Origin of the sequence: Umezawaea sp. NPDC059074, from assembly GCF_042738955.1 — a bacterium.
Classification (GTDB): Bacteria; Actinomycetota; Actinomycetes; order Mycobacteriales; family Pseudonocardiaceae; genus Umezawaea.
Genome location: NZ_JBHYHC010000003.1, coordinates 39292 through 62985, shown reverse-complemented (window position 1 = coordinate 62985; position 23694 = coordinate 39292). Strand labels below are relative to the sequence as shown.

Below are 23694 nucleotides of genomic sequence, written 5' to 3'. Positions count from 1 at the left end.
TCACGAGGCCCTGCCGAGCGCGTGCCGCAGGGAGTTCCGGTCGACTTTGCCGGTGGACGTGCGCGGGAGCGCGTGGTCGACGATCTCGATCACGCCGGGGATCGCCGTCCTGGGCAGACCCGCGGCGCAGTGGACGCGAAGGTGGAGGCTGTTCACCGCGGACCCCGCCACGCGGCGGACCACGGCGTGCAGCACGTGCCCCGCGGTCTCGTCGGGCACCGCGATCACGGCGGCCTCGGACACCTGCGGGTGGGCCAGGACGACCTGCTCGACCTCCTGGAGGTTGGTGCGCACCCCGCGCACCTTCACCTGGTGGTCGTTGCGCCCCAGCAGGAACACGAGCCCCTGCTCGTCGCGGCGCACCAGGTCACCGGTGCGGAAGTAGCCGTCGCGCCACTTCTCCTCGTCGAGGCGCGGGTCGAGGTAGCCGCGCGACTGGAACGGCGTCGACACGACCAGCTCGCCGGTCCCGGCGCCGACGAGGACGTCACCCGACTCGTCGACGACGAGCGCGTCCACGCCCTCGATCGGCGAGCCGATCGGGACGACGCCGTGGGCGGCGACCTCGGTGGGCACGACCTCGTGCAGGAAGCTGTCGTTGGTCTCGGTGCACCCGTAGACGTTCCACATCCGGGCGTTGGGGAACGCGGTGGCGACCCGGTCGAGCAGGCTCGGCGGCATCGCGTCCCCGGTGAAGATCAGGGTCCGGACCCCGTCGAACACCCGGCCGTCGGCGGCCTCGACCACGAGCCGGAAGAACAGCGGCACGGCTTGCACCACGGTGGGCGCGCGTTCGGCGCACAGCGCCGCCAGGTGCGCGCCGTCGACCGCGCGTTCCGGGTCGACGAGGTCCACGCAGGCGCCCACCGACAGGGCCGCCCACACGTCGAGCAGGCACAGGTCGAAGTTGAGCGGGGCGTGGTTGAGCACCCGCGCGCCCGGCCCGATGTCGAACCGGGCGGCGGCCCAGGCCAGGAAGCGGTCGACGCCGTCGGCGGCCAGCACCACCACCTTCGGCGTGCCGGTCGACCCGGACGTGGTCAGCACCAGCCCCGGCTCGACCGGGCGAGCGCCGCGACCACTGGCGCCGGTGGGCCGCGCGACGACCGGGTCCTCCTCGGTCGCGCTGAGCACGTGGGTGCAGCCGAGTCGGGCGTTCAGGTCGGCCAGCGCGTCCGGGCCGAGACCGGTCGACGGCAGCAACACCTGCCTGCCCTCGCGGACGCACGCGATGACCAGCGCGATCGTGCGCGGCGACTTCGTGGCCGGCACGCAGACGGGCGCGCCCTCGTCGAGCGCGAGCGCGGTGAGGTGGGCACCGGTGGACTCGACCATGTCCGCGAGACCGGCGTAGTCGACGACGCGGTCGCCCCAGGACAGGGCGGGCGCGTCGGGCCGCGTCCGCGCCATCTCGGCGAACGCGGTCACGAAGGAGTGGGTCGCCATCGGATTCCCTCCTGGCGGTACGGCGAAGGCCCGCGCTCGGTGGTGAGCACGGGCCTTCGCGGGACGGGGATCAGGTGTCGAGCAGGCGACCGCCGCCCCCGACGGAGGCCTCGACGCCCGCGAGGTCGAGCAGGTGCCGCAGGCAGGCCTGGTTCGAGGTCACGACGGGCACGCCGAGCCGCTGTTCGAGCTGCTCGATCGCCTCCCAGGAGCGGAACCCGCTGCCGGGGATGAGGATCCCGTCCGCGTCGGCGGGGAACCCGGCGGCGACCTGGCGGCACACCTCGTCCGGGTGCACCTCCCAGCGGCCGCCGCGGTCGAAGAGCTGGTGCCGAGCGACGTCCCGCCAGCGCGAGTCGAGCTGGAACTGCATCAGCCCGGCCACGCCGAAGCCCGCCGAGGCCAGGTAGTCCGCGGTCGCGGTGAAGGTCGGCGCGGTGAACCACGGCGGCAGCACCACCAGCGGGCGGCTCACCCCCGTCGCGGCCAGCGCCGAGCGGATCGCCTGCGCCGCCGTGTAGACGGGTGTGCCGCCGGTCAGCTCGACCGCGGCCGCCACGAACCCCTCGTCGAACTCCAGCCCGCCGAAGAAGCTGGCCGAGCCGAAGCAGAGGCAGATCGCGGACAGGTCCATCTGCCCCAGCTGCACCAGCCCCCGCCGGACGTCCGGCGCGTCGACCATCCGCCGCCACGACTCGCCGGTGTACTCGGCGCCCGTGCTGGTGGGGCTTTCGAACCGCGCCGTGTGGATGGTGACACCGGGCGGCGCCATCGCCCACAGCTCCGCCTCGACCACGGGATCGTTGTGGATGACCAGGATCCCGAGCTGCGCGACCCAGGCGTCCCTGTTCACGACCGCGTCCCCGACGCCTCCGGGACGGGCGCCGCGGCCGATCGGCGGTTGAGGCCGAACCAGGCCAGCGCCGCACCGCACACCGCGGCCGCCGCGGTCGTGGCGAACGCCCAGCCGAAGCTCGTCTGACCGGGGTTCGGCCCGAGCACCAGCACCAGGACGGCCACCCCGAGCGCGCCGCTCATGTACTGCGCCGTGGTCATCATGGCCCCGGCGACACCCTGGTTGCGGTCCTCGACGTCGGCGGTGCCCGCGATGAACATCGCCACGTAGGTGACGCCGTGGCTGAAGCCGGTGATCAGCAGACCCGGCAGCAGGTCGAGCACGTAGCTGTCGCCGGAGGTCTGGAACGCGAGCAGCAGCAGGCCCACCGCGTCGGCGACGAACGCCAGCGTGAGGGTCAGCCGCACACCGAGCTTGGCGACGATCTTGGCCGACACCGAGTTCGCCACCGCGATGGCGACCGCCATCGGCAGGAACGCGAGCCCCGCCGCGATCGGGCCGTACCCGCGCAGCTGCTGCACGAGCAGCGTGACGACGAAGAACTGGTTGCCGACGCTGCCCATGTAGAACGCCGTCGCGCCGCAGCCGACCAGCAGCGACCGGGTGCGCCGCAGCAGCGGGTCGACCAGCGGGTGCGCGCTGCGCCGCTCCTGCCAGACGAACGCGACCAGCAGCGCCGCGGCCACGCCGAACCCGGCGAGCGTGCTGGCGTCCGTCCAGCCCCGGCTCGACGCCTGGGTCAGGGCGAGCGCCGTGGAGAGCACCGTCGCGGTGCACAGCACCGCGCTGGGCACGTTCAGCGAGGTGTGCTTGCGGACGGTCTCGTCGAGCCTGGGCAGCAGCTTCGGCGCGGCCAGCGCGCAGACCACGGCGAGCGGCAGGTTGATCAGGAACACCCAGCGCCACGAGACCGTGGTGAGCAGGCCGCCGATCATGACGCCCGCGGCCAGTCCGGACGCGCCGACCGTGCCCCACACCGACAGCGCCTTGTTGCGCGCCGGTCCGGCGGCGAACGAGGTGTTGATCAGGGCGATGACCGCCGGTTGGAGGATGGCCGCCGCGATGCCCTGCGCGGCGCGGGCCACCATCAGGACCGGGGTGCCGGGGGCGAGCCCGCCCGCCAGCGAGGCGATGCCGAACAGCAGCATCCCGACGATGAAGAGGGTGCGCGGACCGAAGCGGTCCGACGCCCGTCCGCCGACGACGAGGAAGCCCGCGAAGAACACGGCGTAGCCGCTGACGACCCACTGGACCGAGCTCTCGGTCAGCCCGAGCTCGTCGCCGATGCTCGGCAGGGCGATGTAGACGATGGAGTAGTCGAGCGCGATGAGGAACTGGGCGACGGCGAGGATCGCCAGCGCGGCGTTGGCCGAGCGGGGTCGCACAGCGGGAACGGTGCCCGGTAGGGCCATGGGAATCACCCTCGTGTGAGCTTGATCGGGTTACCTGTCGGAGGCGTGCAGGTGCCTGGGCGAGACGACGTCGCGGAGTTCGGCCACGGAGCCCACGACGGTCGACGCGCCCGCGGCCACGAGTTCCGCCCGCGTGGCCACGCCGAAGTCGACGCCGCAGGCGTCCATCCCGGCGGCGGAGGCCATCCGGACGTCGTCGACCGCGTCGCCGACGACGACGCAGCGCTCGGGCGGAACGCCCAGCGCGCCCGCGGCGAGCAGGGCGAGGTCGGCGTGCGGCTTGCCGCGGTCGGCCATGCCGTGGCACGACAGCGCGTCGAAGGCGTCGAGCAGGCCCGCCGCGCGCAGCAGTTCCACGGCGCTGGGCCTGACCTTGCTGGTCACGACGGCCAGCGGCCTGCCGTGCGCCCGCAGCTCCGCGAGGAGGTCCGGGATGCCGGGGAAGACCAGGTCCGCGGCCGTGGGGATCACCGTCTCGGTGAACAGCGCGCGGGCGCGGTCGACCGCGCGTGCCACGTCCCGGTGGTCCTGGGGGAGACCGAGCAGGCCCGCGAACGACGCGGCCAGCGGCCGCCCGATCGTCCGGCGCACCACGCCGTCGTCCACCTCGCGACCCGACTCCTCGAGCACCGCGCGCAGCACGCCGAGCATCCCGCCGGGGGTGTCCACCAGGGTGCCGTCCACGTCGAACAGGACCGCCCGGTCGTCGGCGCTCACGAGGCGGCGGCCAGTGCGGACCGCTCGCGCAGGGCGACGGCCAGTTCGGCGGCCACCGCGCTGGTGGACAGCAGCACCGACCGGTTGGCCGCAGCGGTCCGGCCCCGCGTCGCCGCCGACACCGCCTTGAGGATGTGCGGGGTGAGCGACGGACCGCTGACCCCGGCCTTCTCCGCCTCGGCCTGCTTCTGGTGGACCAACTCGTACATCTCGTCGGACGGCAGCGCGTCCTCCTCCGCGATCGGGTGCGTGACCAGGAACCCGCCGCCGTTGCCGACCTGCCAGTGCAGGCGGATCGCGGCGGCGAGCACGTCGAGGTCGTCGACGCGGCGCGGGTTGGGCTGCCCGCTCGACCTGCTGTAGTAGGCGGGGAAGTCGTCGCAGCGGTAGCCGACGACCGGAACCCCCTGGGTCTCGAGGTACTCGAGCGTGAGGGCGGGGTCGAGCAGCGACTTGGCTCCCGCGCAGACCACCGCGATCCGGTGCCGGGTGAACTCCACGAGGTCCGCGGAGATGTCGAAGCTGCGCTGGGCGTCGAAGTGCACGCCACCGATGCCCGCGACCGCGAAGACGTCGATGCCGACGTGGTCGGCCGCGACCAGCGCGGCGGAGACCGTGGTGCCGCCGTGGCCGCCGGAGGCGAGCGCGGACCCGATGTCACGGGTGCTGATCTTCGGCACGGTGGGCGTCGTCGCGAACATCTCCACCTGCGCCTCGGACAGGCCGACGACGAACCGCCCGTCGACGACGCCGGTGCGCGCGGGCACGGCGCCGTTCGCGCGGATCGTCTTGTCGATGTCGAGCGCCGTCTCCAGGTTCAGGGGGTACGGCAAGCCCTGCACCACACCCGACGACTCCAGTGCCACCACGGGGTAGCCGTCCGCCATCGCGTCGGCGACCTCGTCGGAGATCGAGAACAGTTCGGTTCGTTTCCGCGTGGACATCGATCGTTCCTCCTTGAACTGGACTGGCTGGTCGCCTCGGTCGGCGGGGGGCTCGGTCCGGTCGTCGGGCGCGGTGCGGGACCCCGTCGGGCTCCCGCACCGCGCCCGACGAGCGCGCTAGTAGTGGGAGAACTCGTCGGAGTCGAAGTTGTGCCGCTCGTCGCCCCGCAGCGGCGGGTTGAACACGCTGACGAGCTCCATGTCGCCCTCGGGAGCGGCGATCAGGAAGTGCTCGTCGTGGTTGTCCAGCGCGTAGATCACCCCCGGCTCGATCTCGTGGACCGTGCCGTCGGAGCTGATCACCTGGCCGCGGCCGGAGATGCAGTAGCAGGCCTCGAGGTGCCTGCGGTAGTGCAGCGGCGACTTGGAACCGGCTTTCACCACCGTGTGCGCCACGGTGAACCCCATTCCATCGGTTTCCACGAGGAACCGGTAGCTGAGCCCGTTGCCCCAGTCGACGCACTTGACCTCGGACTTACCGCGAACGATCATCGCTTGCACCCTTCTTGTCGGTTGTGGTCGAACGAGGTCAGACGAAACTGCGCGTTTCCCGGACGAACGCGTGGATGGAGTCGACGGAGCCGAACTGCACGGGGGAGATGTCCATCTCGCCCACCGGGATGTCGTACTTGTCGCCGACCCACGCGATGAGCCGCAGCAGACCGAGGCTGTCGACCACGCCGTTGTCGAGCAGGTCCAAGTCGGAGGGCAGCTGGTCGAGCGGCACGTCGGGGACGAAGCTGGACACGATGTACCGCTTGATCTCGACTTCGATCGTCACTGGAATTCCTCTCCCTGTTGCACGAGGACGTCGTTCCGGCCGCGAACACGACAATGGGCCCCAGGTCGCGCGGTTGGACACGCACGACGAACTCGCGGGAAATCCCGGAACTATCGGTGAGGGTTCTTCGATGCGGGCACAGCGGTGCCGCCCACAAAGCGTGACGGTCGCCGGTGCCTCACGTCAATCCTTTGTCTTGGATTTTTTTGGATTCTTTGGATCGATTTATTCCGGGCATGCGAATGAGGCCCTCATGTGCACAAGGGCCTCATTCTCGCGCGAAAAGCGATTCACTCGAAATGATTGCGCCGATCGCTCAGCACCTGCCGTTCACCAGGTCGCACACCTCGTCGAGGTCGTACTCCGCGCGTCCGGGGCTCCCGTGGCGGGTCAGCTTCCCGCGGCTGGCCCACTTGCGGATGGTCGCCTCCGAGACCCCCGCGGCGAGCGCGGCCAGATCGGTGGGAACCCTGCGCCGCCGCGGCCCGGCGCTCATGCCGCGCCCCTGGCGGACGCGTGCCTGCTCAGCAGCAGCCACCGCCCCGGCGGCCACGTGTGCCCGGCCGCGCAGGCCACCCCGGCCACCCCGCCCTCGCGCAGCGTCGCGAACACCGGGTGCGCGCACCCCGGTTCGCCGCACGGCCCCAGCTCCCGGCGTTCGACCGGGTCCGGTTCCAGCACCGCCCTGGCCGAGGCGACCAGGTCCCGGAACTCGCGGACGAAGTCCCCCGAGGTGGCGTGCCCGAGCAGCCAGTCCAGGTGCCCGAGCAGGAACTCCACCAGCCGCGGCACCGAACGCCCACCCGGTGCGGGCGCCGAGCGCTCGGCGGACACCAGCGCCGACCACGACACCAGCGCGTCGAGCACGTCCGACCGCACCGACAGCGCCGCGCCGTCCAACGTGATGCCGGTGGGTCGGTGCCCGCTGACCCGCTCGGCCAGCGGCCGCCTGCCAGGGGTCAGCGCTTCCGCGCACGCCTCGTGCAGACCGGTCAGGCGCGTCAGGGCCTCGCGCGCCGCTTCCCGGCAGCCGGAGCACACCCGCGAACCGGGCGCGGCGACCTGCTGTTCGCAGGACGTGGCCGCGCACAACGACTTCGTCATGACCCACTCCTCGTGGTGGTCGTGGACGGGGGACCCGCGGGCTCCTCGGCGTCGAACCCGCCGAGGCCGAGCACCAGCGCGGCCCGGTGGACCAGGCAGGCGAGCGCGAGGTCCAGCGCGTTCGGGCTGAGCAGCTCCACCAGCAGCACGTGGTCGACGCGGGTCCGGCCGGGGTGCTCGCCGATGAGGACGGCGCCGAGGTCGGCCTCGATCCCGTCGTGGCGGCGCGCCGACGACGAGCCATGGGCCACCGTCCGCGCGAAGTGGCGGTGCGCCGCGGAGCCCATCCGCGTCGAGTCGTCGACGTAGACCTGGTTGGCGCCGTCCACCAGGTGGTCGGGGAGGTCGCGGCCGGTCGCGTTGACCACCACCGCCCCCTTGGACAGGTGGTCGACGCGCACGAGGTCGGCGTCGCACCCGGTGATGGCCACCAGGTTCGCGCCGAACACGGCCTCGTCGACGTGGTTCGTGACGGCCAGTTCGATGCCCGCGTGGTCCAACTGGTCGACCACCCCCGTCCACACCGGCAGGTCTCGGTCGCCGTTCACCGCGCAGGCCGCGATGTGGCTGACGTCGGGCACGTGCCGTGCGATCACCATCATCTGGAGCCGCGCGGCGAGGCCGGAGCCGATCACCGACGCGGTCACCACGCCCGGAGCGAGCAGGTGCCGTGCGGCGAGCGCGGTCAACGCCGCGGCCCGGTAGGCCCGCAGCGCCGCCACGGGCAGCGCGCACCGTCCGCCCGCGGACGTGTCCTCCAGCACCGCGAACGCCCCGAAGGGTTCGCCCCACCGCGCGCCCGGCTCGGCGGCGGCGGTCCCGCCCATCGCCATCAGCTCCGCGGCGAGCACCGGCACCGGATCGATCCCGGCGATGGCCGTGCACAGGTCATCCGCACTCAGCCGAAGCATCGGGACGTCCATCCGGGCCTCCTCCCGTAGTTCGCGTGAATCACCTGCGAACACTGTGCGGAGATCCCTTGTCGACCCTCTTTCGATCGGCTATCGGTCCACTGAGGGTCGATCGACAGCGAGTGGAGGGGCGACCGATGGCGGCCACCTGTCAACTGGTCCCAGACCACGAGCAACCAGCCGAACCACCGGAGGAAGCCATGTTCGCCAGCCGCAAGTTCGTCGCCCCGGCCCTCGCCTCCCTGCTCGCCGGGGCCTCGCTGCTCGTGGCGCTCGCCTCCGGTCAGGCGGTCGCGGTGAGCGCCGAGGACACCCACTGGGGGACCGCGGGCGACTGCCCGGCCGACACCCACTGGAGCGTCGACCTCAACGCCTGTGTCCCGAACAACGACTTCTGAGAAACGGGCGCGTCACACCGCACCGGTGTCGACCGCGTCGCCCGCCACCACCGCGGACCGGGTCGAGCGCAGGCTGGCCAGCAGTTGGGCCGACTCCCTGGAGTCGATCTCCGACAGCAGTCGGACAGCCCGCTCGACCTTCTCCCTCGCCGACGCCGGGTTCCCGTCGTTGGTGTGGATCTCCGCCAGCAGCACCAGCGCCCTGGCGTGCCAGAGCGCCGACCCCAGCTCCTCGAACAGCCTCCGCGCCTCCACCAGGTGCGCCACCCCGGTCGAGTCGCCTCCCCTGGCCAGCGCGATCTCGCCGAGCGCGTAGAGCGACTTCGCCTCGATGAGCTGCTCGCCCACCCGACGCGCGAGGTCGAGCGCGTGCACCAGCGTCGTCTCGGCGTTGTCCAGCCTGCCTTCCCGGTGGCGCAGCAGACCGAGGCCGTACAGCGCGTGCGCCTCGCCGATCCGGTCGCCGGTGTCGCGGACGATCCGCAGCACCCGGTGCAGCGCCTGCCGCGCCTCGTCGACCTGGCCGGTGACCAGGTGCAGCTCGGCGAAGCGGTGCACGACCTGCGCCTCCGTGCGCAGGCAGCGCACCTCCTGGCAGATGGCGAGCGCGTCGTCGAGGAGTTCGCGGGCGGTCGTGGTGTCGCCCTCGTCCATCCGGAACTTCGCCATGCTGCGCAGGATGTGGGCCTCGCCGACCCGGTCGCCGACGACCCGCATCGTGGCGAGCGACTCGGCGTACTTCGCGAGCATCGCCCCGATGCCCCCGCGCAGCCCGTCGACGTGCGCTGCGTTGCGCAGGACCAGCGCGCAGCCGTGCGCCTCGCCCTCGGCGCGGAAGACGTCCAACGCCGAGGTGAAGCACTCGTCGGCCTCGGCCAGCCGGGACTGGAACATGTGCAGCGTCCCCAGCGAGTACCTCATCGCGGCGTGCCCGATCCGGTTGCCCGCCGCCCGCGTCGCGTCGAGCGCGGCCTGCGTGCACTCCATCCAGTCGTCGAAGTACCCCTTCGCCTCGAACAGCGTCACCGACGTGAGCGCGAGGTCCCAGCACAACTCGTCCAGCCCGGCACCGGCGGCCTGCCGCACGGCGGCCACCAGCGCCTGCCGCTCGCCCTCCCACCAGTCCATCGGGTTGCCGATGGACTCCGCGGCCTCGCCGTCCGGGTCGTGCCAGCGCGGAGCGGAGCCGTGCAGGATCGTGTAGTCGCCGCCGTACTCGCGGCGGTGCGCCTCGTCGGCCAGCGCGAGCCAGGCGCCGAGCACCCGCGTCAGCGCCGCGGTCCGCTCGACCTCGCTCTCCACCTCCAGCAGCTTCTCCCCGGCGTAGACCCGGATGAGGTCGTGGAACCGGTAGCGCACGTGCACCGAGTCCGGGTACTTCACGACGTCGAGCAGTTGTGCGTCGACCAGGCTCTCCAGCACGTCCTCGGCGTTGCGCAGGCTCGTGTCCAGCAGCGCGGCGGCCGTCCACGCGGGGAAGTCCGGCGCCTGCACGAGCGAGAACAGCCGGAACAGCCGCTGCTCCTCGACGTCGAGCACCTTGTAGGTCAACCCGATGTTGGACCGCAGCTCCAACCCGTGGTGCGCCAGTTCGTCGAGCCTGCGGGCCTCGTCGCGCAGGCGGCGCACGAGCCCGTCGACCCGCCAGTGCGGCCGCGACGCCAGTCGCGCGCCCGCGATCCGCAGCGCCAGCGGCAGGCCGCCGCAGAACCTCACCAGCTCCACCACCGCGTCCTGCTCCGCCTCGACCCTGGCGGGACCCACGATCTTGGTGAGCAGCTCGACCGACTGGTCGACGTCGAACATGTCGACGTCGATCCAGTGCGCGCCGGACAGGCCGCTCAGCCGCGCGCGGCTCGTGGTGATCACCGCGCACGTCGGACCACCCGGCAGCAAGGGCAGCACCTGGTGCTCGCCCGCCACGTCGTCGAGCACCAGCAGCAGCCGCCTGCCCGACAGCTTGCTGCGGTAGAGCTCCGCCCGTTCGTCGACGTCGTCCGGCACCGCCGTTCCCGCGGTCCCGAGCGCGCGCAGGAACCGCGCGAGCAGGTTCGCCGTGTGGTCGTCACCGAGCGGGGTCCGCAGGTCCGCGTAGAGCTGCCCGTCGGGGAAATCGCCGCTCAGCTGGTGGGCCACCCGCACCGCGAGGCTCGACTTGCCCACCCCGCCCTTGCCCGAGATCGCGACGATCGGCATGCCGTAGCCGTCCGCGCCGCCGGACACCAGCCGCCGGATCTCGTCGAGGTGCCCCTCGCGACCGGTGAAGTCGGCGATGCTCGCGGGCAACTGCTGGGGCACCACCGCTTGCTGCTCGACCACCGACGACGGGAACGCGCGCTTCGTCGCGTGCCCGCCGCCGGTGGTGGGCAGGGCGAGCTCGGGATCGCGGTTCAGGATCGCCCGCTCCAGGTCCTGCAACTCCCGGCCCGGCTCGATGCCCACCTCCTCGACGAGGGTGCTCCGCGCCCGGCGGCACACCTCCAGCGCCTCGGCCTGCCTGCCCGCCCGGTAGAGCGCGAGCATCAGGAACCCGTGCAGCCGTTCGCGCAAGGGGTGCTCCTCGACCAGCGCCCCCAGTTCGCCGCTGATCTCCTCGTGCCTGCCGAGTTCCAGGTCGAGCCGGATCCGCTCCTCCACGGCGGCGAGCCGCCGGTCCTCCCACAGCGCGGCACCGCGCTGCACGAGGTCGCTGGGCACGCCGGAGAGCGCGGACCCGCGCCATAACGCGAGCGCGTCGCGCAGCGTCGTGGCGGCCTCCTCGCTGCGGCCCGCGTCGGAGTGGACGCGGGCGGAGGCGACCAGTGCGGTGAACTCCAGGCTGTCCAGGTCGCCGGGCGCGATCTCCAGCAGGTAGCCCGGCGGCCGGGTCTCGATCGCGACGCCTTGGCCCGCACCCGCGAAGATCCGGCGCAACGCCGAGATGCAGATCTGCACCTGACCGCGCGCCGTCGACGGCGGGGAACTGTCCCACACGGCGTCGACGAGCTGCTCGACCGGGACGACCCGGTTGGCGTTGAGGCCGAGCACCGACAGGACGATCCGCTGCCGCGGACCTCCGAGGTCGATCGAGCGCCGGTCGGCGACGAGCTCGACCGGGCCGAGGAGTCTGAGTCTCACGCTGCGTCCTCCCAGATACGCGATGAGACGTGTCCACCGCACCCCGTTCGCGCCGTGGACAGGGCGTTCGTCAAGTGCGGGGTGAATGCCGCCGGTCCTGTTCCTCTCCTCCACCTGCGCACGCCGAAGCGTCGCGTGTCGTGACCTGCTCTCCTGCACCCGTGACGTTCGGATGACCTGTACTCACCCAGTCGGTCAAATCCGGTCGCTCGCGGTAATCCGTTGGTGACGCAAAAAACACGATCATCACTTACTAGCACAGCGCCGGAGATCTTCACGCTCCCTGGCTTCGTGGACCCGCAGTTCTGCGCCGCGGACGCTCAAGCCGTGGGATGCTCCCAGGTGGCGAGGGGGATCCACCGATTCACCGGCGCGGGTTCCGCACCGACCGCGTCAGGTGACGCGGAAGACCGGCCAGCCGATCTCGGTGCGCCACGCGGCGGGATCGCTCACGTCACGAGGGCCGACGGCGTAGACCTCCCGCACCGGCCCGGCCACCGACATCGCGTTCTCCACCACCCAGGTCCCGAGCGCGCCGTACGTGACCTCGACGCCGTCGTGCTCGCCGACGTGGGTGGTGACGGCCAGTTCCACGGCCGGAAGGACGACGGGGTGCACGCGTCCGGTGCGAGGTGGCGTGGCGGTCGGCAGGTAGATGAGCGCGTGACCGCGCTCCTGCTCGAACAGGGCGTTGTCGTAGCAGCCGCCCGGCGGTCCGGTCGCGGCTGCGCCGACGGCCGACTCCAACTCGGCCATCGCGCCCGCGAACCAGGCCTCGACATCGCGTCCGTTGACCACGGCCTCCACCGCCGCGACCGTCCGGGCGGGCTCCGCGCGCAGCTCGACGTCGATCGGCGCGGGGTCGGGCCGGAGCAGCCGCCGCAGCGACACGACCGCGGCCCTGGTGCGGTCGAGCACGTCCTCGAGGCGTTGCAGGTGGTCCGCGACCAGGGCCGCCCGGACACCGGGGTCGGGGGTCCGCAGGATGCGCTGCACGTCGCTCAGGGGGACGTCGAGTTCGCGGAGCCGGTGGATGACCTGCGCGGTCGGGATCTGGTCGACGCCGTAGTAGCGGTACCCGGTGGCCTCGTCCACCACGGCGGGCTCCAGCAGGGTCGCCTCGTGGTACCGGCGCAGCGTCCGCACGCTCAGGTGGGTCAGCCGGGAGAACTCCCCGATGGTCAGCACCCGTTCATTGTGGACTCTCCCCCAGGGGGAGGGTCCACGGCTTGACCCTCCCGCGCCGCGAGGTCACACGGTGGGCTCATGACACAGCACACCGACCTCCTCCCGACCACCGTCCGCGAGTTCTTCGCCGCCCACGTCGTCCACGACGCCGACACCGCCTCGTCGTTCCTCACCGAGGACGTGGTGGTCGTCGACCAGGACGAGACCTTCCGCGGACGGCAGGAGGTCCACGCGTTCCTGCGGGACGCCGGGTCCGAGTTCGAGTACACGACCGAGCAGATCGGCGCTCGCCGCGTCGACGACGCCCACTGGGTGGTGACCGTGCGGCTCGAGGGCACCTTCCCCGGTGGCGTCGCCGAACTCGACTACCGGTTCGCGTTGCGGGACGACCTCGTCGCCGAACTCGTCATCGCCAACCACACGGCCTGAGCGCTGCGTCGTCCTCCAGTGGAGAGTGGAATGTCCAGTTCGGATCGCGATCGTCTCGACGGTCGCCGGGCGTTGGTCACGGGCGGGTCGAAGGGCTCGGGCAAGGCCGTCGCGGCGAGGCTGCGGGAGATGGGCGCCGACGTGTACGTGACGGCGCGGACGATGCCCGACGGGTACGAGCACCCCGACCGGTTCATCGAAGCGGACACGACGACGATCGAAGGCACCACCGCGGTGGCCTCCCGGATCGGCGAGGCGGGCGGCGCGCTCGACATCCTGGTGCACGTCGTCGGCGGCGCGTCGACACCCGCCGGTGGGTTCGCGGTCATCACCGACGACCAGTGGCTCACCGAGCTGAACCTCAACTTCCTGGGAGCGGTGCGACTCGACCGCGCACTCCTCCCGGCGATGATCGAGTCCGGGGCGGGCGTGGTGCTGCACTTCACCTCGATCCAGCGTGAACTGCCCCAGTACGACGCGTCCCTGGCGTACGCGGCGGCCAAAGCCGCCCTGCGCACGTACAGCAAGGGACTCGCCAACGAGCTCGCGCCGCGCGGCGTGCGGGTCAACGCGATCAGCCCCGGCGGGATCGAGACCGAGGCCTACGAACGATTCGTGGACCGGATCGCCGAGGGCAACGGGCTCACCCGTGAAGCGGCCAAGCAGACCATCTACGACTCCCTCGGAGGAGTGCCCCTGGGACGGTTCGCGAACACCGAGGAAATCGCGGACCTGGTCGGATTCCTGGTCTCGGACCGCGCCTCGGCGATCGTGGGAGCCGAGTACGTGATCGACGGCGGGACCGTTCCGACCGTCTGAGCCAGGTGCCGGACTCCTCATCGATCGACGACCTCTGATCCGCGGCAGGCAGACGTCCGTCTCCTGCCGCAAGGAGAACACATGACCACGCACGTCACGGACCGGTCCTCCGTCCAACCGGTCGGACCGCCACCACCCTTCGACCCGGAGCTCGCTCCCGTCGTCGAGGTGCTCACCAGCCTGCGCCCTCCCGACGCGTACCGCTCGGACAACATCGTCGAGATGCGCGAGCCCGTTCCGGGGGTGGAGGCCCCGACCGACGAGATCCTCTCGCGCGGAGGCGCCTACAGCGTGCAGGAGCGGGTGGTGCCTGGGCCGCACGGGGAACCGGACCTCTCGCTGCTGATCTGCCTCCCGAAGCACGCGACCACCCCGACCTCGGCGATCTACCACATCCACGGCGGAGGCATGATCGTCGGGGACAACCGGTTCGGCCTGGCCGAGATGCTGAACCTGGCCGAGCCGATGGGCATGGCCGTCGTCTCGGTCGAGTACCGGCTCGCACCCGAGACGCCCCACCCCGGTCCCGTCGAGGACTGCTACGCGGGCCTGGTGTGGGTGGTGGATCACGCCCACGAGCTCGACATCGACCCTGGGCGCGTCGTCATCGGTGGTGCGAGCGCGGGCGGCGGTCTCGCGGCGGGTGTCGGTCTGATGGCCCGCGACCGCAACGGCCCGGCCGTCCTGGCCCAGCTGCTCCTGTCGCCGATGCTCGACGACCGCAACGACTCGCCCTCCGCCCGGCAGATGCGCGGCGTCGGCATCTGGGACAGGTCCTCGAACGAGACCGGGTGGAACGCGCTCCTCGGCGACGGCATTCGCGGAGGACCGGACGTGTCCCCGTACGCCGCGCCTTCCCGCGCCGCTGACCTCTCCGGCCTGCCGTCCACGTACGTGGACGTCGGGTCGGCCGAGACGTTCCGGGACGAGGACGTCGCCTACGCAAGCCGCCTGTGGCAGGCGGGCGGCAACGTCGAACTGCACGTCTGGCCCGGCGGGTTCCACGGGTTCGACGTCGTGGTCCCCCATGCCGTGATCTCGCAGGACGCCATCGCCGCCCGAGCGGCATGGCTACGCCGTCAGCTGGGGGCGTGACTGCTGACGACGGACCGGCAACCGGATGGGCGGCGTGCTTCCCCTTTCGGGGTGGGGGAAGCACGCCGTGCCCGTCAGGTCTGGGGGGTTGTCGCGAAGTGGGAGCTGAGCGAGCCGTAGGTGGCGGCGTCGCCGCCCTTGACCGGGTTCAGGCTGCCGTTGGCCACCCAGAAGTAGTAGCCGTAGAAGGTGATTCCGATGAGGACGATCGTTTCGAGCTTGTTGCCGTTGCCGACGTAGACCGTCGAGCACTGCCCGCGGGGCACGATCTTCGACGAGTACCCGCGGGACGGGAACTCCACGTACGAGTCGTAGTCGCCGTACGAGCACAGGGTGAGTTCGCCCATGCTCGCCGCGGACGCGGGAACGATCGTGCCGAGGAGCACGGTGGCCACCATCGCGGCGCACGCCACGATCCGCTTGAGGCCGTTGTCGCGGAACTTCACAGATTTCTCCCACTTGTTCGGATCGGACCGTCCGAGTCCGGAAGGTAGCCACGGCCGAGCGCCGGGGGAGTGGGATCGCCGCGGCGGTGATCGTCCGGCCACGAGCCCTGCCCGAACGATCCCGCGGGCACCGGGCGGGAACACCGGCGACCGGCAGGACGACCGGCGGTCTTCCGGTGCCACTGCCGGTCGTTGCCGCCGGTGACGCGTGGTCGGCGACTCGCCGCTCGATGATCCTTTTCCCATCCGAGGGATGGGGCTGCATGACCTCACTGGTCGACGGCGAGGCACTGCTCGTCGAGTTGTTCGAGCGGCATCAGCGACGGCCGGTCAGTTGCGCGCGCGGGTCAGATCATGCCCTCCCGCAGGGCGTGAGCGACGGCGTGCGCCCGGCTGCGCAAGCCCAGCCGGGTCGTCATCCCGTGCAGCACGTGCTTGACGCTCCGCTCGGAGTAGTTCAGCTCCTCGGCGATCTCCGCCGTGTCGAACCCCTCCGCCACCAACCGCAGCACGTCGGTCTCCCGCGAGGTCAGGCCGGTTCCGGTCAACCCGTTGGGCGCCAGCACCTCCTGGTGCAGCCGTGCCACCTGCCGCAGCAGGTCGCCCAGCAGCGCCGGCGGCACCACCGCCCCGTTCGCGGCGACGGTGCGCAGCACCTCCCCGAGCCGTTCGGCCGTGACCCCCGCGCGGCTCATCACGCCGCTCACCCGGCACGACACGGCGGTCAGCAGGTCGAGCCCGCCGAGGTCCCCGGCGACCAGGACGAGCGGGCCGGTGGTGCTGGACGCCCACCGCCGCAGCCTGGCGGGCGTGCCCACGTCCACCCGGTCGACCAGGACCACGACCACGTCGGCGTCGGCGGGCTCCGCCACCACCTCGAACCCGCTGAGGCCCTCCAGGATCTCCACCACACCCGCCGAGCTGATCTTGTTCGTCGCGTCCACGAGCACGCGAACCGGTGGTTTCACCGCTCTCCCTCCACTGGTCCCACCATCGTGGGCGAGGGCGACGCGGATCGGTGCATCGGGGTGGGTCAGGTGGCGTCCAGGGAGCCGCACCTGCCCGGTGACCGCGGACCGCTCGGCGGTGCCGCGTGACCGCCGTGGTGGACCGGGCCACCGGCACCGCGCTGCCGGTCGTCGTGTCGGTGTGCTCCCCCGACCCGCTCGCGCTGCCCGGTGTCACCAGGCTGCTGCGCGGAGTCCGCGCCGTGGCCGTCGTCCCGCCCGCGAGACTGGCCGAGGCGAAGGTGGCGCTGGTGGTGTCGGAGGAACTCGACCACGGCGTCACCGACCTGATCGCCCGCATCGCCCGCTCGTCGACGGTTCGCGTCGTGCTGGCGGTCGACCGGGTAGGTGACGACCAGATCGAGTTCCTGGCGCGGTCCAGGGTCGTGGCGCTGCTGCCTCGCCACCGCTTGGACGCCGACGAGATCGTGGACGTCGTGCTGGAGGTCGTCGACCGACCGGTGCCGTCCGCGGCCGAGCTGCCGGATCGGCTGCGGAGCACGGCGCGGACGCGGTTCGCGGGCAAGGACCAGGCGACGCTGTCCGCACGGGAGTGCGCACTGCTCAGGCTGCTCGCCGACGGCCACGACACCGAGGACATCGCCCGTGAGCTGGCCTACTCCGACCGCACGGTGAAGAAGATCATCCACCAGCTGCTCAGCAGGCGGGGTCTGCGCAACCGGGCACAGGCCGTCGCCTACGCCCTGCGCGAGGGCTACCTGTGAACCGGGATCGCGGCTCGCGAAATCGCTCAAGTCCTTGTTACCCGGCCGCCCGATAGCGCTGTTAGTCGATTTCGCGGTCGCGATTCCGGAACGCCACTGCCCGTTCCAGCGTGGTTCGTGCCTGGTGGAGGCGGATGTGTGGAAGTTGTGCGGATCCGGGAGCGCTCCCGATCGGAGTGCTACCCTCGCGTGGAATTCGCCATTGCCCCAATGCCGGGGAATGGCCGGGCCGTCGGCGTCGGAATCCGTGGGAATGTCCGGGACGTGCCGAGGTCCACCCGTCCGCCCGCGATTCACCAGGATGACGTGCGAAGGAGTCGTCGGTGTCGAGGATCGGCGTGGGCGGGTACGTCCGCTACCACCGCTTGCGCGCGAAGCTGACCCAGGAGGAACTGGCGGCCAAGGCCGGTATCAGCGTCCGGGCGTTGCGCGACATCGAGCGCGGCCGCGCGCAGAACCCGCGACCGCAGACCGTGGACATGCTCGCGGACGGCCTGGAACTCACCGACGACGACCGCAAGGCCATGCTCGTGACGGTCGACGCGGCTCCCGCCTCCCGTGCCGCCCACCCCCGCACCCGGTGCGTTCCCCCGCCCCCGCCGCCGTGGGTCGCCGGTCGTGAACGGGAATCGCGGATGCTGGCCGACCGGGCGTGGCGCGCCGAGACCGGCGCCGCGCTGGACGTGGTGGTGGTCCACGGCCCGCCGGGGGTGGGCAAGACGACACTGGTGCTGCACGCCGCCGACCGCCTCGGGGACAGCTTCCCCGACGGCGTGCTGTTCCTGGACCTGTTGGGAGCGCAGGGCAAACCGCTCGACCCGCAGCAGGCGACGACCCGTCTCCTGCTCGCGTTCGGCATGGAGCAGCGCGACATCCCCGGCGATCCCGAGCAGTGCCTCACCCTCTACCGGTCGGTGCTGGCCCACCACTCCGTCCTGCTGGTCGTGGACAACCCGTCCACCGAGGCGCACGTCCGGCCGCTGCTGGCGCCGAGCCCCGGCTCGATGGTCCTGGTCTCCAGCCGCAACGCGCTGGTCGGCCTCGACGCGACCGCCCGCGTGCAGGTCGAGCCGCTGACCGCCGACCCCTCGGTGGAGATGCTGTGCGCGATCATCGGCCGCACGCGCGCGGACGCCGAACCGGAAGCCGTCCGCCGGGTGGTCGAGCTGTGCGGGGGGATGCCGCTCGCACTGCGGATCGCGGGCAACCGCTTGGCGACGCGGCCGGCGTGGCCGATCGCCCGCATGGTGGAGCTGCTGGACGACGAGAGCCGCCGCCTGTCGGTCCTGTCCGCGGGCGACGTCCAGGTGGAGGCCGCGTTCGCGCTGTCCTACCGGGCGCTGGATCCCGTGGACGCGCAGGTCTTCCGCAGGCTCTCGGTGATTCCGGGACCCGATACGGGGACGTTCATGGCGGGCGTCGTCGTCGACCTGCCGGAAGCGGTGGCGGAGGCGGCGTCGGAGCGGCTCGTCGACGCCGGGCTGCTGATCGCCACGTCGACCCCCGGCCGCTACGGCTTCCACGACCTGCTGCGCCTGTACGCCGGTCAGCGCTTGGAGGCGGACGAGGGCGTGGAGTGCGCGGTGGCCCTGCGCCGCCGCACCCACGACTGGCTGCTGGCCACGGCGGTCCACGCGGCCATGTTCTTCGACCCGGACGTCGCTCCGTCCGACGACCGCGGTCTGCCCTTCGCCGACTGCCGCGGGGCGATGGCGTGGATGGAGGACGAGGCGTCCAACTGGCGGGGCGCGTTCCGCGACGCCTTCCGCGAGGGACGCGATCCGCAGGTCGCCGAGACGGCCGTCGCGATGCACTGGTACTCCCAGTCCCGCGGCGACGTCAGCCTGTGGTTCGAGGTCTTCACCGCGGGAGCCGTCGCCGCCGAGCGCCTCGGGTGGGCGCGGCACGTCGCGGTCCTGCAGAACCTGCTCAGCTGGGCCAACCTGGACCTGCTCTTCCGCCCGCACGACGGTGTGCGCGCCAACCGGGCCGCCATGGCCGCCGCCGTCACCGCGGGCGACGACGTCCAGGTCGGCTACTCCCACCTGATGCGCGGCCACTCGGAGTGGCGGCTCGGCACGCCCCACAACGGGCTGGAGCACATCGACGCGGGCGAGGCGTCGTTCGGCCGTGCCGGCTACCAGACCGGTGAGCTGCAGGCGATCTCGCTCGGGGCCATGATCCTGACCGCCGCGAGCAGGTTCGACGAGGCCGTCGAGAAGCACCGCCGCGCGGTCGCCCGACTGCGGGCGCGCCGTCACGTGAACGTCCCGATCGGCGAGGAGATGCTCGGGTCCTTCCTGGTCCGGCTGGCGTCACCGCTGATCCTCAGCGGTCGGTACGACGAGGCGGCCGAGGTACTCGACGAGGCGGAACGCCTGTTCACCAGGCAGGGCTCGTTGCCGGGGCTGACCGACGCCCGGCGCGTGCGCGCCCGCCTGCTGCGCCGGACCGAACGCCTGGACCAGGCGCTCGAGCAGTTGCTGCTGGCGCTGCGGACCGCCGACCGGCGGCACGCCGTCCGGGACGTGTTCACCGCTCTCGCGCAGACCTACGAGGCGCTGGGCGATCCCGCCGCCGCGACGGCGTACCGGGTGCGGGCGGTCGCGCTCTACGGCGAGTACGACCTGCGGGAGGTGCAGGAGGACCGCAACGGCCTGCTGGCGCTGGTGAGGCCCGTGGTGGTCGCGTGACCGGCTTGGGCGTGCTGCTCGCCGCGCACCGCAGGCACGCCGGGCTGACGCAGGAGGAGCTGAGCGAACGGTCCCGCTTGAGCGTGCGGGCCATCAGCGACCTCGAGGGCGGCCGGGTCCGGGCACCACGCCCCAGGACGGTGGGAGCGCTGGCCGAAGCGCTGACCCTGGCGCCCGCCGACCGCGGCGCGTTGGAACGGGCAGTGCGGGCCAACCGTGCTGCCGCCGTGGAGCCACCGCGGTGGCCGGACGAGCCGCTGCCGCTTCCTCCCGCCGGGTTCACCGGACGAGTCGCCCTGCTCGACGCGCTGCGCGACCGGCGTGACGGGGTGGTGGTGCTGCACGGCGCGGTCGGGGTCGGCAAGACGAGCGTGGCGCTGGTCCACGCCCACCGCGTCGCGGATCGTCTTCCTGGCGGTGTCGCGCACGTGGCGGTGGGGGACCGCCACCACTCCGCGGCCGTGCCGCGGTCGGCGTCGTCCGGCCGTGGCGGGCTGCTGCTCCTGGACGACGTCGTGTCCGAGGACCACGTGCGGCCCCTGCTCGACTCCGCGGGGGACCGCGTGGTGCTGATCACCAGCCGCGGTGACCTGCCCGGCCTGCGGCACGCCACCCGCTTCGCGGTCGACGCCCTGCGCGAGTGCGAGGCCATGGCCGTGCTGCGCGACGTGGTCGGGTCCGAGCGCGTGGACGCGGACCTCCACGGCGCGCACGACCTCGTCCGCCTGTGCGGTGGTCTGCCGCTGGCCCTGCGCGCCGCCGCCAACCGCCTGGCGAGCAGGCCCCGTTGGCCCGTCCGCCACCTGGTCGACCGGCTTCGCGACCGCACCAGGCGGTGGGAGGTGCTCGACGCGGCGGACGACCGGCTGTCGACCGCGGTGGAATCGGCCTACCGCAGGCTCGACGACGACTCCGTTCGCGCACTGCTCGCTCTCGGGCGCGGCGCGCACCCGGCGCGGGCCACCGACCTGCCGGTCGCCCTGTGGCGCGCTGGTCTCGCCGAACCCGCGCCGGGAGGCGGCTACGCGGTGCCGGAGCTGGTGCTGGCGTTCGCGGAGATGTGCGTTCGACGAGGTGACGGCTCGCGCTGACCGGCGACGGACGCCTGCCGTGGATCTTCACCACCGGACTAGGGTGATCGGCTTGGACACAGCGCCGCGGACGACGTTCGCCGACCACCTGAGGTACTACCGGCTCCGCGCCGGGGTGACCCAGGTCGAGTTGGCCTCCCGCTCGGGTGTCAGCGAGCGGGCCATCCGGGACATGGAGCGGGGCCGGGTGCCGGTCCCGCAGAAGCGCAGTGCCGACGCGCTGGCTCGTTCCCTGCGGCTCGACCCGGTGGAGACCAGGTCCCTGCACGCCGCCGCCGGGCACGGCGGTCCCGCGGAGGCTTCCGCGTCCCGCTCACGCGTCCTGCCGTCGCCCATCGCCGACCTCGTCGGCCGCGCGGCGGACAGCGCGTGGGTGCGTGCCCAGGTCACGTCGTCGCTGGCGGCTCCGACGATGCGGGTGGCCCTGCTGCACGGGCTCCCCGGCGTGGGGAAGACGACTCTCGCGCTGCACGCGGCCCACGCCGTGGAAGCGGAGTTCCCCGACGGCGCGGTGTTCGTCGACGCGCAGGGCATGGACGCCGAGCCGTTGCCCCCCACCGAGGCGATTCGCCTGGTCCTGACCGCGTTGGGAGTGGTCGCCGCCGACGTGCCGGGGGACCCCGGCGGCAGGCTCGACCTCTACCGGCGCCTCATGCGGACGCGCGGCGTCCTGCTCGTCGTCGACAACGTCGTGGACGAGGCCCAGGTGCGTCCGCTGCTCGCCGCGGGCGCGGGATCGCTGATGCTGGTCACCAGCCGCAGCACCCTCGCGGGCCTGGCACTGGACGCGCGCCGCGAGGTGGACGTGCTCAGCCCGGCCGAGTCCGTCGAACTGCTCGCCGTGATCACCGGCGGGCGCACCGCGATCGAGCCCGAGGCGACCGCCGAGGTGGCCCGCCTGTGCGACGGCGTGCCACTGGCACTGCGGATCGCGGGCAGCCGGGTCTTCGGCACCGGCCAACCGGTCGCCCGGCTCGCGGGGCAACTGGAGGACGATCGGCACCGCCTGACCCGGCTCCAAGCCGGGGACCAGCAGGTGCGGGCCGCTTTCGACCTGTCGTACCGGCTGCTGGGCCCGGACGCGGCGGCGGCGTTCCGACGGCTGTCACTGGTGCCCGGTCCCGCGTTCGGCACCGACCTCGCCGCCGTGGTCGCGGACCTGCCGTTCGACCGGGCGTACCCGGCGATCGCGGAGCTGGCCGACGCGAGTCTGCTGCGCGCCACCGACGATCCGGACCGCTACGCCTTCCACGACCTGATGAGGCTGTTCGCCCGCGAGCGGCTGCACGAGGTGGACGGGTCGGACCGCGCCGCCGAGTCGGCCCGCGTGATGTCGGACTGGTTGCTGCGCCGGGCGATCGCGGCGGCGACCCTCCACGCGCCCGACGTGGTGGCCTCCCCGGACGTGGAGGCGCTGTTCGCCGACGTTGGCGCGGCCGAGGAGTGGTTGCGGGTGGAACTGCCCCAGTGGCGAGGGGCCTTCCTGCTGGCGGTGGCCGCGGGCCGTCACCGCGAGGTGCTCGACCTCGCCCACGCCATGCACTGGTACTCCGACCAGCACGGAACCGGTGAGCTGTGGCTGGAGGTCTTCGGCGCGGGCGCCGACGCCGCCCGCGCGCTGGACAGTCCCGCGGACGAGGCGGTCCAGGAGAACTTCCTGACGTGGACCACCGTGCACCTGCTCGGCCGTCCCGAGGACGCGCTGGTCAACCACCGGCGGGCGCTGGAGATCGCCGAGCGGGTCGGCGACCCGGTCCAGCAGGGGTGGGCCTGCGCGTACCGGTCGTCCATCGAGGCGCGCGTCGTGGGCGCCGGGGAAGCCGTGCCCTGGGCGCGGCGCGCGGTGGACCTGTTCGCGAAGGCGGGTCACGAGACGGGGCACAGCGTCGCGCTGTCGAACCTCGGGCAGCGGCTGATGGCGGCGGGCAGGCATCCCGAGGCCGCGGAGGTCTACTGGGAAGCCATTCGGCTCCAACGCCTCAAGACCTCCGACAACGTCGGCGACCGGCGCATCCTCGCGTGGCACCTGATCCGTGTGGCCCGCTTCCAACTCGAGACCGGCGACCTCGACGAGACCCACGCCGTCCTCGACGAAGCCGAACTGCTGCTGGGGCCGGACGCGGTCGGCGGCCTCAAGGAGGCGCGGTTCTGCCGGGGGATGCTGCTGAAGGCGACCGGTGACACCGAGGACGCGCGCGAGGTCCTGGGCGACCTGGTCGACCGCGACCCCATCCCCACCGACGGGATGAGGGCGTTGATCGCGCTGGTGGAGCTGTGCGAGCAGGCGCGACTGTCGGACCTGGCACGGGAGTACCGCGTGCGCGCGGTCGCCCTCTACACGTCACCCGGTGTGCGGCTGCCCCTCGAACAGCGCCCCGCGCTAGCGGCGTTCCTCGGCATCCCGGTCGACGAACCGCGTGAGCCGCGGGAGTGGTCGAACGGTCGGTGATCCCTGCCCCGGCGGGCACACCTCCCGGGTGGGGCGGCACGGCCCGCCGGTGGTGCCCCACAATCG

At 72.4% G+C, this 23694-nt stretch carries 22 protein-coding genes; 8 read left to right on the top strand and 14 right to left on the bottom strand.

Translation table 11 applies throughout. From position 1 onward, the window contains the following. The 10 genes from ACFWW9_RS02200 to ACFWW9_RS02155 all read right to left on the bottom strand — a co-directional run bounded on the left by ACFWW9_RS02200 (position 1) and on the right by ACFWW9_RS02155 (position 8183). Positions 1-1446, bottom strand: coding sequence for an AMP-binding protein (locus ACFWW9_RS02200; protein ID WP_390370557.1), 1446 nt, complete (start codon positions 1444-1446; stop codon positions 1-3). 70 nt (positions 1447-1516) lie between these two features. Further along, the gene (locus ACFWW9_RS02195) at positions 1517-2299 is read right to left on the bottom strand and encodes a hypothetical protein (RefSeq protein ID WP_390370556.1); all 783 of its coding nucleotides are present in this window, start codon (positions 2297-2299) and stop codon (positions 1517-1519) included. Continuing rightward, on the bottom strand, positions 2296-3687 hold the full coding sequence (locus ACFWW9_RS02190) for an MFS transporter (protein WP_390370555.1): 1392 nt from the start codon (positions 3685-3687) through the stop codon (positions 2296-2298). Before ACFWW9_RS02190 ends, ACFWW9_RS02195 begins: the two co-directional genes overlap by 4 nt. 57 nt (positions 3688-3744) lie before the next feature. Next, entirely contained in the window at positions 3745-4431 is a 687-nt protein-coding gene (locus tag ACFWW9_RS02185; RefSeq protein WP_390370554.1) for an HAD family hydrolase, read from the bottom strand. Further along, positions 4428-5375 carry a pseudouridine-5'-phosphate glycosidase gene (locus tag ACFWW9_RS02180; protein WP_390370553.1) on the bottom strand — a complete coding sequence of 316 codons (948 nt, stop codon included), beginning with the start codon at positions 5373-5375 and terminating at the stop codon, positions 4428-4430. Before ACFWW9_RS02180 ends, ACFWW9_RS02185 begins: the two co-directional genes overlap by 4 nt. Before the next feature lie 117 nt (positions 5376-5492). Further along, the gene (locus ACFWW9_RS02175) at positions 5493-5867 is read right to left on the bottom strand and encodes an ectoine synthase (protein WP_390370552.1); all 375 of its coding nucleotides are present in this window, start codon (positions 5865-5867) and stop codon (positions 5493-5495) included. Between the two features lie 37 nt (positions 5868-5904). Then, positions 5905-6156 (bottom strand): acyl carrier protein, encoded by a 252-nt coding sequence (locus tag ACFWW9_RS02170; RefSeq protein WP_390370551.1) that lies wholly within the window; start codon positions 6154-6156, stop codon positions 5905-5907. A 316-nt stretch (positions 6157-6472) separates the two neighbouring features. Then, a complete protein-coding gene (locus tag ACFWW9_RS02165) occupies positions 6473-6652 on the bottom strand; it encodes a hypothetical protein (RefSeq protein WP_390370550.1) in 180 nt (59 codons plus the stop codon). After that, positions 6649-7260 carry a hypothetical protein gene (locus tag ACFWW9_RS02160; protein ID WP_390370549.1) on the bottom strand — a complete coding sequence of 204 codons (612 nt, stop codon included), beginning with the start codon at positions 7258-7260 and terminating at the stop codon, positions 6649-6651. The genes ACFWW9_RS02165 and ACFWW9_RS02160 overlap by 4 nt, the downstream gene beginning before the upstream one ends. After that, complete coding sequence (locus ACFWW9_RS02155) at positions 7257-8183, bottom strand: hypothetical protein (RefSeq protein ID WP_390370548.1); 927 nt, start codon at positions 8181-8183, stop codon at positions 7257-7259. The genes ACFWW9_RS02160 and ACFWW9_RS02155 overlap by 4 nt, the downstream gene beginning before the upstream one ends. 188 nt (positions 8184-8371) lie before the next feature. On the opposite strand from ACFWW9_RS02155, the gene ACFWW9_RS02150 reads away from it, so the two are divergent. Then, positions 8372-8569, top strand: a complete 198-nt coding sequence (locus ACFWW9_RS02150; RefSeq protein ID WP_390370547.1) for a hypothetical protein — start codon at positions 8372-8374, stop codon at positions 8567-8569. A 12-nt stretch (positions 8570-8581) separates the two neighbouring features. Here ACFWW9_RS02150 and ACFWW9_RS02145 read toward each other — a convergent pair whose 3' ends face one another. Both ACFWW9_RS02145 and ACFWW9_RS02140 read right to left on the bottom strand, forming a co-directional pair. Further along, positions 8582-11686 carry a BTAD domain-containing putative transcriptional regulator gene (locus tag ACFWW9_RS02145; RefSeq protein ID WP_390370546.1) on the bottom strand — a complete coding sequence of 1035 codons (3105 nt, stop codon included), beginning with the start codon at positions 11684-11686 and terminating at the stop codon, positions 8582-8584. Positions 11687-12079: 393 nt separating this feature from the next. Then, entirely contained in the window at positions 12080-12874 is a 795-nt protein-coding gene (locus ACFWW9_RS02140; RefSeq protein ID WP_390370545.1) for a MerR family transcriptional regulator, read from the bottom strand. Between the two features lie 78 nt (positions 12875-12952). Here ACFWW9_RS02140 and ACFWW9_RS02135 point away from each other — a divergent pair, with 78 nt between their 5' ends. The 3 genes from ACFWW9_RS02135 (at position 12953) to ACFWW9_RS02125 (ending at position 15217) form a co-directional block, all read left to right on the top strand. Continuing rightward, positions 12953-13303: a nuclear transport factor 2 family protein gene (locus ACFWW9_RS02135; RefSeq protein WP_390370544.1), complete on the top strand. Its 351-nt coding sequence runs from the start codon at positions 12953-12955 to the stop codon at positions 13301-13303. A 30-nt stretch (positions 13304-13333) separates the two neighbouring features. After that, positions 13334-14122 carry an SDR family oxidoreductase gene (locus ACFWW9_RS02130; RefSeq protein ID WP_390370543.1) on the top strand — a complete coding sequence of 263 codons (789 nt, stop codon included), beginning with the start codon at positions 13334-13336 and terminating at the stop codon, positions 14120-14122. Between the two features lie 81 nt (positions 14123-14203). Beyond that, a complete protein-coding gene (locus ACFWW9_RS02125) occupies positions 14204-15217 on the top strand; it encodes an alpha/beta hydrolase (RefSeq protein WP_390370542.1) in 1014 nt (337 codons plus the stop codon). A gap of 74 nt (positions 15218-15291) precedes the next feature. Here the strand turns inward: ACFWW9_RS02125 and ACFWW9_RS02120 are convergent, their stop codons facing one another. Both ACFWW9_RS02120 and ACFWW9_RS02115 read right to left on the bottom strand, forming a co-directional pair. Beyond that, positions 15292-15663, bottom strand: coding sequence for a hypothetical protein (locus tag ACFWW9_RS02120; protein WP_390370541.1), 372 nt, complete (start codon positions 15661-15663; stop codon positions 15292-15294). Between the two features lie 347 nt (positions 15664-16010). Next, a complete protein-coding gene (locus tag ACFWW9_RS02115) occupies positions 16011-16631 on the bottom strand; it encodes a response regulator transcription factor (RefSeq protein WP_390370540.1) in 621 nt (206 codons plus the stop codon). Between the two features lie 125 nt (positions 16632-16756). Between ACFWW9_RS02115 and ACFWW9_RS02110 the strand changes: the two genes are divergently transcribed. From ACFWW9_RS02110 to ACFWW9_RS02095, 4 genes are all read left to right on the top strand, one after another. Next, entirely contained in the window at positions 16757-17395 is a 639-nt protein-coding gene (locus ACFWW9_RS02110; RefSeq protein ID WP_390370539.1) for a LuxR C-terminal-related transcriptional regulator, read from the top strand. 323 nt (positions 17396-17718) lie between these two features. Then, positions 17719-20088, top strand: a complete 2370-nt coding sequence (locus ACFWW9_RS02105; protein ID WP_390370538.1) for an NB-ARC domain-containing protein — start codon at positions 17719-17721, stop codon at positions 20086-20088. Next, positions 20085-21179: a helix-turn-helix domain-containing protein gene (locus ACFWW9_RS02100; protein ID WP_390370537.1), complete on the top strand. Its 1095-nt coding sequence runs from the start codon at positions 20085-20087 to the stop codon at positions 21177-21179. Before ACFWW9_RS02105 ends, ACFWW9_RS02100 begins: the two co-directional genes overlap by 4 nt. Positions 21180-21231: 52 nt before the next feature. After that, positions 21232-23628, top strand: a complete 2397-nt coding sequence (locus tag ACFWW9_RS02095; RefSeq protein ID WP_390370536.1) for an ATP-binding protein — start codon at positions 21232-21234, stop codon at positions 23626-23628. Positions 23629-23694 lie beyond the last annotated feature (66 nt).